We start from the raw sequence: 12,322 nt of genomic DNA on the forward strand, positions 1-12,322 counted from the left end.
CTGCGGCACGACCTCGCCCTTCGACAGGCTCAGGGTGAGGTCTACTGTGACATCTGCGATTTTTCCGTAGACCTCATGGTGAGCCTGTCGAACCACGAGGTCGTGGCTGGATATCATGGCACAACCACCGCGCAGCAAGCTTAATAAGCCCGATATGACCCAGGCCTTCAAATCGGCCATGGGGGCGACGGTGCGCGCCATTGGCGGGCAGAGCGAGCTCGAAGTGAGTTTTACCGCCGACCGGCCGCTGCTGACGTCGGATCGGGCACGGCTTGCCAACCTGCCGCGATTGCCGACGCGGCGCGACATCGCCATTGCCCGCGGGCAGGGCGACGCCATGGCCATGCGGCTTGCCAGCCACGATCCCGATAAGCACCGCAAGCGCGTTCCGATGGACCCGCAGGCGCGCGCCGCTTTCGATGCGCTGGAACAGGCGCGGGTGGAATCGCTGGGCTGTATCCGCATGCCAGGCATGGGCGGCAACATCGCCGAAATGCTGGAAGATCGGCTGTTTCGCGCCAATTTTGCCGAGATCGACGCCAAGGACGATGCGCCCCTGGCCGAAGCGCTGGGCTTGATCCTGCGCGAAAAACTGGCGGGTGTGCCGGTGCCGCCATCGGGGCATGCGCTGGTTGATCTCTGGCGCAGCGAGATCGAGAACAAGGCAGGGACGTCGCTCGATACGCTTTTGACTGCCTACGAGGACCAGGAAGAGTTTTCCAAGGCGGCGCGCAAGGTGTTGCGTGATCTCAACCTCATGTCGGAATCCGACATGGCGGACCCGTCCGATAGTGACGAGGAAAACCAGGAAGAAAACCAGCCCGAACAGGGCGATGCCTCCGACCAGGCGCCTGAACAGGGCGAGGGCGAGAACGAGCAGGAAGATTCGCAGGACGACCAGCAGTCGGGCGAGTCGGAGGAAACCGGCGACGTCGAAGGCATGGAAGCCGACATGGCGGACTCGGACGAGGACGCCGAAGCGGAAGCCGGCGAAGACGCGCCCATGCCGCCGCCGGCCAAGGATGGCGGCACGCAGCTCACCAATCAGTTCAACTATAAGGTCTTTACCCAAAAATACGACGAGATCATCAAGGCGGCCGAGCTTTGTCCGCCCGATGAGCTCGACCAGTTGCGGGCGCTGCTCGACAAGCAGTTGGAAAACCTTGCCGGTGCCGTGGCGCGGCTGGCCAACAAGCTGCAGCGCCGGTTGATGGCTAAACAGAACCGGAGCTGGCAGTTCGATCTCGAAGAAGGATTGCTGGACACGGCACGGTTGACCCGCGTGGTGACCGATCCGCTGCAGGCGCTTTCGTTCAAGGTCGAGAACGATACCGATTTCCGCGACACGGTCGTGACCTTGCTGATCGACAATTCCGGCTCGATGCGCGGGCGGCCGATCACCATCGCCGCGATCTGCGGGGATATCCTGGCGCGGACGCTGGAACGCTGCGGCGTCAAGGTCGAGATCCTAGGCTTTACCACGCGCGCCTGGAAGGGCGGCAAATCGCGGGAAGCCTGGCTTGAGGCCAACCGGCCGGCCAATCCCGGCCGCGTCAACGATATTCGCCACATCATCTACAAGGCGGCCGACGAGCCGTGGCGGCATGCGCGACGCAATCTGGGCCTTATGATGCGCGAGGGGCTGCTCAAGGAGAATATCGACGGCGAGGCGCTGGAATGGGCGCGCAAGCGGCTGATGGGACGGCCGGAACAGCGGCGCATCCTGATGGTGATTTCGGACGGTGCGCCGGTCGATGACTCGACGCAATCGGTCAATGCCGGCAACTATCTCGAGGCGCATTTGCGGCAGGTGATCGAAGACATCGAGACGCGTTCGCCGATCCAATTGGTGGCCGTGGGCATCGGGCACGACGTGACGCGCTATTACCGCCGCGCGGTGACCTTGCTCGATGCCGAAGAGCTGGGCGGTGCGCTGACCGATGAGCTTGCGGCGCTGTTCGACGAAGAATTGCCAGCCCAAACGCGACGGCGGTCGCGGGGATGATGGTGCGGGCCGTTTCTGCCCTTGCATTGTTGCTTTTGGTCCAGCCGGCCATGGCGGTGGATGCGACGGTCAGTGCGGCGCCGGTCACGCGCTTCAAGGGTGCGGCTCTCGACCAGCCCGTGGACGGGCTGATCTTTCGCGGCGGCATTACGCTGCAAAGTCCGGACGATACGTTCGGCGGGCTGTCGAGCGTCACCCAGACCGGGGCAGAGCAGCGGGTTTCCTTTGTCACCGACCGCGGGCAGTTCGTCAGCGGGCAACTGGCCTATGACGAGGCCGACCGGCTGTTCGGATTTATCGGCGTCCAGATCGAGCCGCTGCAGAATTCCAAGGGCGCGGTGCTGCCGCGGCAGTATGCGCGCGATGCCGAGGGCATGGATACGATCTGGCGCGACGGTGTGCCCTATGCGGTGCGGGTCGCCTTCGAGCACCTGACGCGGGTGGCAGATTTTTTGATCACCGAAGGGCGGCCGGGCGGGCCGGCGCGCGAAATACCGATACCCGACTGGCTAAGCGATTTGCGCACCAACGAGTCGCTGGAATCGCTCTGCGTTGCGCCGCCGGCCTCGCCGGTTGCGGGCTCGACTGTTTTGATCGCCGAGTCCGCCGTGGACGAAAACGGCAACCATCGCGGCGAGCTTTTGGGCGTCAACGACAAGGGGCCGATCGGCTATGTCAACTCGCCGGTGGTCAATCCGACCGATTGCGCCTTTCTGCCCAATGGCGACCTCCTGGTGCTCGAGCGCGGCATTTCGATCTTTGCCTTTGTCATGAACCTGCGCCGCGTGCCGGCCGCCGAGGTGCGGCCGGGCAATATTATGGAAGGCGAATTGCTGCTGTCGGCCCAGGGCGGGGAGGTCGACAACATGGAATCGCTGATGGTGCATGTGACGCCCGGCGGCGAGACGCGCATACTCATGGGCTCGGACAACAATTTCAACGACTGGCAGCGAACCATGCTGCTGGAGTTTGCCCTGCCCGAGACGGCCCCATTGCAGTGAGGACGGCCTGCGAGGGCAGGGGTCCTGCGCTTCCGGTGCTCACGTACTGAATGTACGCTCCGCTCCGGTTCTCGGACACCAGCCCTCTCGGCTCATCCTGACTGCAATCTGACCATCTCGTCTTTAGGCCGGATTCGGCATCCGCCGGATGAAAAGGTCTCGAATGGTCTTGTAGGGCGCGAGCAGGGCCAGGGCCATGATAAGCTTGACCAGGAAATCGCCCAGCGCCAGCGACTGCCAGAGCTCGACTTCCGGGCCGATGCCGAGCAGCGGGGCCGGGAAGGCGAGGGACGAGTCTTCCATGCCGAAGAAGCGGTCGATGCCGGCAAAGGCGGGCGCCATGGCCAGGGTGAAAAAGATCACGGTGTCGAGGGCCGAACTCACCAGCGAGGAAAACATCGGCGCATGCCACCAGGCGCCATTGCGCAGACGGTGGAAGATCGAAACGTCCAAGAGCTGAGCGACCAGGAAAGCCGCGCCAGAGGCAATGGCGATGCGCGGGGTCGCGAGCCAGATCGACAGCAGTACTGCGACGGCAAAGCCGGCGACCACGACGAGGCGCGTTTTTTGTGGACCAAAGGCGCGGTTGGTGAGGTCGGTGACGAGGAAGGCCACCGGATAGGTGAAGGCGCCCCAGGTGAGGATATCACCGAGGTTGACGCTGCCCAGGGTGAACTGGACCGGAAACTGAACGAGGACATTGGAGGCGGCAACGGTGGCCACCATGGCGGCCACGGCCACCAGGAAACGAGACAGCATGGGACTGTTCTTTCTGCAGGCCGCAGCCGGCATGAGACCGATGCGGCGTTATAATTTCAAGGTCGTCACCCTCGGGCTCGACCCCAGGGCGTTGTACTTCACCGGCGTCCGAAAAGTATAGAGCCCTCGGGTCAAGCCCGAGGGTGACGGACAGTAAGGGGGGTGGACCAAATAAAAACCGCGTGGCAGTTGGCTACCACGCGGTTCAAAACTTGGGAGAGACGGTCGCTTAGGCGTTGGCAGCCAGAGCTGCGCGGACTTCCTTCTTGATGCCGAGAGCCAGGGGGCTCAGATCGGCGTCGTCCTGCTTGACGAGGAAGGCATCGAGGCCACCGCGGTGCTCGACCGAGCGCAGGGCTGCAGCGGAAATGCGCAGCTTGACCGGGCGCTGCAGCGCTTCGGACTGAAGCGTCACATTGATGAGGTTCGGGAGAAACCGACGACGGTGACGGTTGAGAGCGTGCGAAACGGTGTTGCCCACCATAACGCCCTTGCCGGTAAGTTCGCAGCGACGTGCCATTCTTGTGAATTCCTGTTTGTGTAAAGGTCCTTCGTGGCAGGCGAACCCGCACGGGCCTCGATTGTGGTGAAATCTCGCGGGTCTTTAGGGGAAAGGGGCGCTGGCGTCAACCCGGAGCCGGGCTCAAACGGCTGCGAGCGCCTTGCGTGGCGGCGGAGGGGGCGGCACTTTGAGCTTTAACCCTGATTCGTATTCGAAGCCGAGATAGACCGTGATCCGTTCCGCGCTCCTTGCCTTTTCCCTTGCCACGCCCCTGCTCGCGGCGCCAGTCCAGGCCGCGCCGGTTGATGCCAAGGTCTCCTATGTGGTGACGGTGGGCGGGATCAATGTGGCGCTGGTGGATGTCGACTTCGACGATGACGGGCAGCGTTATGCCTTCGACGTCAAGGCGCGGGTGACGGGACTGGGCTCGGTCGTGGCCAGCGGCACGGCAACGGCCAATATCAGCGGTACTTCGGGCGGATCGAGCCTCCAGTCGGAGCGCTTCCAGCTCGAGACGCGGGCCAATGGGGAAGTGTTCAATGTCGATGTCGGCTTTTCGGGCCGCGATGTGGGTTCGTTTACCGTCAATCCGCCGGTGCTCGATGGCTATGACCGGGTGCCGCTCGAGCGCGGGCACCTGACCAATGTCGGCGATTTCCTCTCCGCCTTCGTGCTCAAGGGGGCGGCGCTCGATCGTTCTCTTTGCGATCAGAACTTCCGCATCTTTACCGGTGTCGAGCGCTTCAACATCGCCATGAGTTTTCTCGACAATGACGAAGCCACCTCGCCGCGTACCGGCTACCAGGGCCCGCTTGTCGCCTGCTCGGTGGATTACCAGCCGGTGTCTGGACATTTCGAGAGCTCGGAGATGACCAGCTATCTGGCCGACACCAGCCGCATCATCGCCTGGTATGCGCCGCTCGGCGCCTCCGGCTATTTCGTGCCCTATCGCGTCATTATCGGCACCTCGATGGGCGACATGTCCATGGTTCTGACCAGCGCCCGCAGCTGAGGGCTAAGTCCCGGAACGGGACGGTCAACGGGTTTATCGATAATTTTGGCGGGTGAAGTGCCTGCAGAAGCGCCCGAGCCCGGTTAACGGCGTGGGCGCTTTTTTGTTTTTGGCGGTAGGGGATTGGGAGGGAAGGGCTCGAGCGACGCGAAATTTACTGCTTGTTCATTGAGGTGAACGGATTTGCGGGGTGTTCTCTGCGCGCTTAGGCCCTTTAGGGTCCCTGCGTCTTATCCAGCCACCATCACTTGTGGAGAACAAAGCGGCACGGCAGGCCGATCCGCGATTCTGTCCCTGTTCGTTCTCAGTTTGCCCCAAGCGTTAAGAAGCAGGCGCTTCGATGGGAGAATGTGTTCCAGAACAGGAGCATGAAGGCACCCCCTTCCGAGCGTCGCTAAGGTGCTGCGCACCTAAGCTTTGCTTGCCTTCCCCTCTGAGGGGGAAGGTAGGGCCGGTGGGATTGGCTGGAGAGTGCCACACCCACCGTGTTCACCCTCCCCCTTGAGGGGAGGGTAGCGTAGCTTGGCCGCAGGCTTAGCGTAGCTAGGGAGGGGGTGCTTGCGATGATGGGGCCTGTCCCATTGCGGCACGTCAATCAGGTTTATTCTCAATTCAGCAGGCTGAACGCGAGGATTTGTGCCGGCCTGCGGATGAAGGCTCGAAAAAAGCGGTGAGCTTGGCTGTTAACGATCTCTCCACCTTTGGCCTTCTGAAGCCAAAATTTACCGGTCTTCAACACTGTTGAACGCAGTTTCTGGGCTGGTGGGCCCGCGCCATGGAGCCGGGTGGTGTGCTTGTGGCATTAGACATTTCCTCCCACCATATCTCGTAGGGAACAAAGCCGCATTGGGTGATTCTCGCCGATTCGATGCCGGTTCGTTCCCATCTCGTTCCGGCGGTTAATGGCGGGGAGCAAGCGTGGCAACTTTGTCCCTTTGCGGGACATTGCGCTGGCGGTACTCGCAAGTGGCGCATGGACCGCTTACATAGGGGCGCAATGAGTTTCGCACCTTCCCATTCGGTCAAGGCCATTCTGGGGCCGACCAATACTGGCAAGACCTATTTCGCCATCGAGCGGATGCTGGCCCATCCCACCGGGATGATCGGCCTGCCGCTGCGCCTTTTGGCGCGCGAGGTCTATCAGCGCGTCGTAGAGCGGGTGGGCGAGCAGGCGGTGGCGCTGATCACCGGCGAAGAGCGCATCGTGCCCGCCAAGCCGCGCTACTGGGTGGCGACGGTGGAAGCGATGCCCATGGACATTCATGTCGATTGCGTTGCCATCGACGAAATCCAGACGGCGATCGACTTCTATCGCGGGCATATCTTTACCGACCGGATCCTCAAGGCGCGCGGCTTTCATGAGACGCTGTTGCTGGGCTCGGGCACCATGGCCAATGTGGTCAGAAAGCTCGTGCCGCATGTCGAGATCATCGACCGGCCACGGTTTTCGCAGCTGACCTATGCGGGGTCGAAGAAGATTTCGCGGCAGCCGCCGCGCTCCGCCATCGTCGCCTTTTCGGCACGGCAGGTCTATGCCATTGCCGAGCTGATCCGGCGCGAGCGGGGCGGGGCAGCGGTGGTAATGGGCGCGCTGTCGCCGCGTACGCGCAATGCCCAGGTCGAGCTTTACCAGAATGGCGATGTCGATTTTCTGGTGGCGACCGATGCCATCGGCATGGGACTCAACCTCGACATCCACCATGTGGCCTTTGCCGACGATACGAAATTCGACGGCCATCAGTCGCGGCCGCTGACGCCATCGGAGCTCGGGCAGATTGCCGGGCGGGCGGGGCGGCACAAGCATAATGGCACGTTTGGGGTGACCGGCGGCACCGAGGGGTTCGACGAAGAACTCGTGGTGCAGCTCGAAACGCATGACTTCGAGCCGATTAAGGTCGTGCAATGGCGCAACAGCGTGCTCGACTTTTCCTCGATCGAGCGGCTGCGCGGGTCGCTGGAAGCGGCGCCGGATGATCGGACGCTGACGCGGGTGCCGGTGGCTAAGGACCAGCATGCGCTTGAATTCGTCGCCCGCAACGAGGGCGCGGCGCTAGCGCGCGGGCATGAAGCGGTCAAGCTCTTGTGGGAATGCTGCCAGATCCCCGACTACCAGGGAATTTCGCCGGCTGCGCATGGCGAGATCGTTACGCGGATCTTCACCGATCTCAGACGAAACCGCCACGTCAACGCGGATTGGATTGCCGAGCAGGTGCGGTTTTGCGACAACAGTGAAGGCGATATCGATACCCTGAGCAACCGGATCAAGCAGATCCGCACTTGGACCTTTGTCGCTAATCGCAAAAACTGGCTTGAAGACCCGGCTTATTGGCGCGAAAAGACACGGGATATTGAAGACCGCCTGAGTGACGCGCTCCATGAGCGCCTAACCCAGCGCTTCGTCGACCGACGGACCAGCGTGCTGCTCCGCCACCTGAAAGACAAACGTATGGTATCTCCTGAAATCAACGGCCAAGGCGAAGTGCGGCTCGAGGGCCATCTGATCGGAACGATCGAGGGCTTCCGCTTCACGCTGGCGCGCAACGATGGCGACATGGACGCCAAGGGTCTGCGCGGGGCTGCCGAGTCGGTGGTGGCGCCGGAGATCCACAATCGCGCCGAGCGGCTCGGCGGAGCGCCGAACGAGGAATTCGTGCTGGCGACGGACGGGCGCATGCGTTGGCGCGGCGAAGTGGTTGCCGAGCTGGCCGAGGGCGACAGCATCTACCGGCCGCGCATCATTATCCTTGCCGACGAGACCTTGACCGGCCCGGACCTCGAAAAGGTTCAGGACCGTTTGTCGCTTTGGCTGCGGCATCATATCAACACCGTGCTCGAGCAGGTGATGAGCCTTGAGGCGCCCGCCGACATCGAGGGCACGGCGCGCGGTATCGCTTATCAGCTGTTTGAAGGCATCGGCATCCTGCCGCGCGGCGCGGTGTCGGACGAAGTCAAGGGGCTGGACCAGGACGTGCGCGGCAAGCTGCGCAAGCTCGGCATCAAGTTCGGCGCCTACCATATCTATCTGCCGCTTTCGCTGAAGCCGGCGCCGCGCGAACTGGCGATCATCCTTTTCGCGCTCAAGCATGGCGGCGTGCGCCAGCCGGGCGTGACCGATATTCCGCATATCGTGCTTTCGGGCCGGACGAGCTTTTTGGTCGATCCGGAAGTCGATCCGCGGCTTTATGAGATCGCCGGCTTCAAGGTGGCCGGCAAGCGCGCCGTCCGCATCGATATCCTCGAGCGCCTCGCCGACATTATACGTCCGCTGATCGCGCTCGATGCCGGGCGGCCCTATGCGGGCGACCTGCCGGCCGGCGCCGCGGAAGGCAATGGCTTCCGCACGACCGTCGAGATGACCAGCTTGCTCGGCTGTTCGGGCGAAGACTTTGCGTCGATCCTCCAATCCCTGGGGTATCGCCTGCGGCGCACGCCCAAGGTTGCGGCACCAGCCGAAGCGTCTGCGGAAGCGCCGGCGCTCGAAGCGGTGCTGGAGGATAATCCGGCGTCGGTCGATGCCGTGGATGAAGTCGCTATTGAACCTGCTCCGGTCGAGATCGTGGCTGAGGGCGTCGTGCCGGATGCCGCGCCGGCCGATGCTTCTGCTCCGGCTGAGCCGGAATTCGACGAGGTTTGGTTCCCGGGCCGCCGCAATGACCATCATCAGCCGCGTCGTCCGGAAGGTCGCCGCCGGCCGGAAGGCGATGCCGAAGCGGGGCAGAACCGACGGCCCGACCGCACGCGCCCGGCCCATGCCAAGGGCGGCCAGCGCCGGCCGGAAGGGGATGCGGGTCAGCGCCCGAGCACTGAGCGTCCGAGCAACGAGCGGCCCAAGAACGAGCGCCCGAAGAACGAACGCCCGGCGCAAACGCGGCCACGCGATGACGAGCGCCGCACGCGTCCGGAAAAGAACGAGCGTCCGGCTGCCAATGCAAATTCGCGTCCGGCGCGGGAAGAGCGCAAGGTGGTGTTCGATCCCGATAGCCCCTTTGCCAAGCTCGCCGCCCTGCGCGGCAAGACCGAGTAATTGACGGAACCGGGCGCAGCGCCGCTGCACAAGGAGCGGCTCGACCGGTTCCTCCATTTCTCGCGCGCGGTTAAATCGCGAACGCTGGCGCAAAAGCTGATCGAAAGCGGAGCGGTCCGGGTTAATTCCGAAAGGACCGAACGCACCGATCTCAAGGTTGGCGCAGGGGATGTCCTGACCATGACGCTGCACGGTCGGCTGGTCGTGTGGCGGATCCTCGATGCCGGATCCCGGCGTGGGCCGGCCAGCGAAGCGCAGGGGCTTTACGAAGATATCTCGCCACCACCGCTGCCGCGGCCGGAAGTCTCCGTCTATGACGCGGCGATTGCGGAGCGGGCGCCGGGTTCGGGACGGCCGACCAAGAAAGAGCGGCGGGAGACGGATCGGCTGATCGAGGACGAGGAGTAGGGGGGTGTACCCCATGAGACCTCATGGTGAGCTTGTCGAAACGCGAGGTTGGGCAGCTTAGATCCTGCCACGACCTCGTCCTTCGACAGGCTCAGGATGAGGTCTACTGGTGCTTCGGCGTGCGGGGGGATGCGCCAATGCGTCTAGCCGCTGAGTATTGCAGCCGGCACGGAAACCGTTTAGCACCGGCATCGTTGAGACAGGCGCATTGACCTTCCCCAAGGTCGCACCGCCAGCTAATCGGGATAGCCCTCCGAAGATGACCTATATCGTCACCGACAATTGCATTGCCTGCAAATATACCGACTGCGTCGAAGTGTGTCCGGTGGACTGCTTCTATGAAGGCGAAAACATGCTGGTGATCCATCCGGACGAGTGCATCGATTGTGGCGTCTGCGAGCCCGAATGCCCGGCCGAAGCGATCAAGCCGGATACCGAAAGCGGGCTTGACGCCTGGCTCGAGCTCAACCGCAAATTCTCGGCGGCCTGGCCGAACCTGACCGAGCGCCGCGACCAGCTGCCCGAGGCCAAGGAACGCGACGGCGAAGAAGGCAAGCTTGCCAAGTATTTCTCCGAAGCTCCTGGCGAGGGCGACTAAGGTCATCAGAGCGTCGGTGCGGTGTGACTCCGCTGCACTTGCCAGCGTGACGCGGCGGTGATTCGAAACTTTTGATTCTGCTGAAATTTTGTGCTATGGTCTTCAGCACATGCAGTTGAGCTCGTCACCCCCGTGCCGCAAGGCACGATTTTTTTGACACACATCTCCTGTTTCCTGGGCGTCGGACAAGCGGTCCCGACGCGCATGGAGCTTGACTGCACCAAAGTCCGGTAGCGGACATGCAACGAGTGAAGTGGTTGGTCCTTGCCGCAAGGAGCCTGCCATTGGGGCGTCAACAAGGAGTTCCAGTTTATGGTAGCCAAGAAAGTTCAGACACGGCTCGGGTTCAAGACAGGCGAATATGTCGTCTACCCCGCCCATGGTGTCGGTTTGATCGTCTCCATTGAAGAGCAGGAAGTCGCTGGCCTGACCCTCGAGCTGTTCGTGATCAGCTTCGAGCAGGACAAGCTGACCCTTCGCGTCCCCGTTGCCAAGGTCAAGTCGGTCGGTATGCGCAAGCTCGCCGAAGAAGACGAGATCAAGAAGGCACTCGATACCGTGACCGGCCGTGCTCGCGTCAAGCGCACCATGTGGTCGCGTCGCGCCCAGGAATACGAGGCAAAGATCAATTCGGGCGATTTGATCGCGATCTCCGAAGTGGTTCGCGACCTTTATCGCTCTGAAGACCAGCCGGAGCAGAGCTATTCGGAACGTCAGCTCTTCGAGCAGGCCATGGACCGCATGAGCCGCGAAGTCGGTTCGGTCAAGAAGCTGACGCTGACCGAGGCCGTGCAGGCCATCGAAAAGCAGCTCGCGAAGAGCCCTAAGCGCACTAAGGCCGATGCGGCTGAAAGCGAAAGCGACGAGGAAGCTGCGGCGTAAGCTGTTGGCGGAGTGAATTGACAAAGGCCGGCAGCGATGCCGGCCTTTTAGTTTTTGTGCCTTAGGCTGCGGAGGTATCGATACCCCCTCCCTACCTTTGCTACGGCCTGCGGCCTAGCGCCGGTACCCTCCCCTCAAGGGGGAGGGTGAGCACGGTGGCTGTTTCACCACTGCGTTTACCTTCCCCCTCAGAGGGGAAGGCAAGCAGAGCTTGGCGAGGAACGAGCCTAGCGGCGCTCGGAAGGGGGCGACCTTCACCCCAGATTCGCGCGCCTGCCGCTCCAGCTCAGCGCGACGACGATGAAGCTGAGGACGCCCACCAGGACGTGTGGCCACCAGATCTGATCGGCGAAGTTGAAGAGCCAGGGCGAGACCAGGAGGACGAGGCCGACCAGGAGGTCGAGCACGAGATGGATAGGGTAGGGGATGAGTTTGGCTACGGAGAGTTCGTAGCGGGTCAGGAGGCTAACGATGATGATGGCGATGGCCAGAACCGTCGGCACCATCTGCGCCGGTCCGCCATCGGCAAAGCCGAAGAGGTAGGGAGCCAGCAGCAAGACGGCGGCCACGAGATAGTCGATGATGCCGTGAACGCGCGATGACATTGTGGGAGCCTCCAAGATCCATTCTTTTTGGCAATGGACTGGCGAAGCGCGGGTTCCCCGGCGCGTTTGCTGTCACACGGCGAGCATCTCGCGCATGGCGCTGGCTATGGCTTCGGGATGGTAGGGCTTGCCGAAAAAACGGCTGCCGGAAGGCATGTCATCCTCGCCCACACGATGGTGGCCGGAGGTCACGATGATCCTGATCGGCGGCCAGCGATTGCGAACGGCAGCGGCAAGCTTGAGGCCATCCATGCTGCCGGGCATGTCGATATCGGTAAACATGACCTGCACATCGCTGTGCTTGGCCAGCATGGCGATGGCCTCGTCGGCATTGGCGGCCTCGAGCACAATGAAGCCGAGGTCGTCCAGGCGATCAGAAATGTTCATCCGCAACAGCGGCTCATCTTCGACGATGAGGACGGTGATGGGTGACGTCATTGGAGCGACAGCCGTTTATCCGGTGATAAGAGCAGTTGGCTTGTCGAATGCGGCCGAGCCCGCAAAAGATGCCAAGGGTCCGATCACA

Annotated in this window: 11 protein-coding genes; 7 read left to right on the forward strand and 4 right to left on the reverse strand. The window is 62.5% G+C overall.

The window, feature by feature from the left end; all coding sequences use genetic code 11:
- Positions 1-115 precede the first annotated feature (115 nt).
- Together cobT and JI748_RS17125 are read left to right on the forward strand one after the other, a co-directional pair.
- Positions 116-2,005, forward strand: a complete 1,890-nt coding sequence (gene cobT, locus JI748_RS17120; RefSeq protein ID WP_201633514.1) for a cobaltochelatase subunit CobT — start codon at positions 116-118, stop codon at positions 2,003-2,005.
- Positions 2,002-3,006: an esterase-like activity of phytase family protein gene (locus JI748_RS17125; protein WP_201633517.1), complete on the forward strand. Its 1,005-nt coding sequence runs from the start codon at positions 2,002-2,004 to the stop codon at positions 3,004-3,006. Before cobT ends, JI748_RS17125 begins: the two co-directional genes overlap by 4 nt.
- A gap of 123 nt (positions 3,007-3,129) precedes the next feature.
- Here JI748_RS17125 and JI748_RS17130 read toward each other — a convergent pair whose 3' ends face one another.
- On the reverse strand, positions 3,130-3,765 hold the full coding sequence (locus JI748_RS17130; RefSeq protein ID WP_211200724.1) for a queuosine precursor transporter: 636 nt from the start codon (positions 3,763-3,765) through the stop codon (positions 3,130-3,132).
- 229 nt (positions 3,766-3,994) lie between these two features.
- Positions 3,995-4,285, reverse strand: coding sequence for a 50S ribosomal protein L28 (gene rpmB / locus JI748_RS17135; RefSeq protein WP_164532594.1), 291 nt, complete (start codon positions 4,283-4,285; stop codon positions 3,995-3,997).
- 211 nt (positions 4,286-4,496) lie between these two features.
- On the opposite strand from rpmB, the gene JI748_RS17140 reads away from it, so the two are divergent.
- From JI748_RS17140 to JI748_RS17160, 5 genes are all read left to right on the forward strand, one after another.
- Positions 4,497-5,279, forward strand: a complete 783-nt coding sequence (locus tag JI748_RS17140; RefSeq protein ID WP_201633523.1) for a DUF3108 domain-containing protein — start codon at positions 4,497-4,499, stop codon at positions 5,277-5,279.
- 997 nt (positions 5,280-6,276) lie between these two features.
- Positions 6,277-9,303, forward strand: a complete 3,027-nt coding sequence (locus JI748_RS17145) for a helicase-related protein (RefSeq protein WP_201633526.1) — start codon at positions 6,277-6,279, stop codon at positions 9,301-9,303.
- Positions 9,304-9,711, forward strand: coding sequence for an RNA-binding S4 domain-containing protein (locus JI748_RS17150; RefSeq protein ID WP_233280571.1), 408 nt, complete (start codon positions 9,304-9,306; stop codon positions 9,709-9,711).
- A gap of 259 nt (positions 9,712-9,970) precedes the next feature.
- Complete coding sequence (gene fdxA / locus JI748_RS17155; protein WP_201633529.1) at positions 9,971-10,309, forward strand: ferredoxin FdxA; 339 nt, start codon at positions 9,971-9,973, stop codon at positions 10,307-10,309.
- Between the two features lie 312 nt (positions 10,310-10,621).
- Positions 10,622-11,191: a CarD family transcriptional regulator gene (locus JI748_RS17160; RefSeq protein WP_164532589.1), complete on the forward strand. Its 570-nt coding sequence runs from the start codon at positions 10,622-10,624 to the stop codon at positions 11,189-11,191.
- A 254-nt stretch (positions 11,192-11,445) separates the two neighbouring features.
- Here the strand turns inward: JI748_RS17160 and JI748_RS17165 are convergent, their stop codons facing one another.
- Together JI748_RS17165 and JI748_RS17170 are read right to left on the reverse strand one after the other, a co-directional pair.
- Positions 11,446-11,796, reverse strand: coding sequence for an SPW repeat domain-containing protein (locus JI748_RS17165; RefSeq protein WP_201633531.1), 351 nt, complete (start codon positions 11,794-11,796; stop codon positions 11,446-11,448).
- Between the two features lie 72 nt (positions 11,797-11,868).
- Positions 11,869-12,234 carry a response regulator gene (locus JI748_RS17170; RefSeq protein ID WP_201633534.1) on the reverse strand — a complete coding sequence of 122 codons (366 nt, stop codon included), beginning with the start codon at positions 12,232-12,234 and terminating at the stop codon, positions 11,869-11,871.
- Between the last annotated feature and the right edge of the window lie 88 nt (positions 12,235-12,322).

Source organism: Devosia rhizoryzae (genome assembly GCF_016698665.1).
In the GTDB taxonomy this organism is placed as follows: domain Bacteria; phylum Pseudomonadota; class Alphaproteobacteria; order Rhizobiales; family Devosiaceae; genus Devosia; species Devosia rhizoryzae.

Bases quoted from the DNA above. Each gene is read 5' to 3' on its own strand.
- cobT (WP_201633514.1), top strand. From the start codon at position 116: ATGGCACAACCACCGCGCAGCAAGCTTAATAAGCCCGATATGACCCAG.
- JI748_RS17125 (WP_201633517.1), top strand. From the start codon at position 2,002: ATGATGGTGCGGGCCGTTTCTGCCCTTGCATTGTTGCTTTTGGTCCAG.
- JI748_RS17130 (WP_211200724.1), bottom strand. From the start codon at position 3,765: ATGCTGTCTCGTTTCCTGGTGGCCGTGGCCGCCATGGTGGCCACCGTT.
- rpmB (WP_164532594.1), bottom strand. From the start codon at position 4,285: ATGGCACGTCGCTGCGAACTTACCGGCAAGGGCGTTATGGTGGGCAAC.
- JI748_RS17145 (WP_201633526.1), top strand. From the start codon at position 6,277: ATGAGTTTCGCACCTTCCCATTCGGTCAAGGCCATTCTGGGGCCGACC.
- fdxA (WP_201633529.1), top strand. From the start codon at position 9,971: ATGACCTATATCGTCACCGACAATTGCATTGCCTGCAAATATACCGAC.
- JI748_RS17160 (WP_164532589.1), top strand. From the start codon at position 10,622: ATGGTAGCCAAGAAAGTTCAGACACGGCTCGGGTTCAAGACAGGCGAA.
- JI748_RS17165 (WP_201633531.1), bottom strand. From the start codon at position 11,796: ATGTCATCGCGCGTTCACGGCATCATCGACTATCTCGTGGCCGCCGTC.
- JI748_RS17170 (WP_201633534.1), bottom strand. From the start codon at position 12,234: ATGACGTCACCCATCACCGTCCTCATCGTCGAAGATGAGCCGCTGTTG.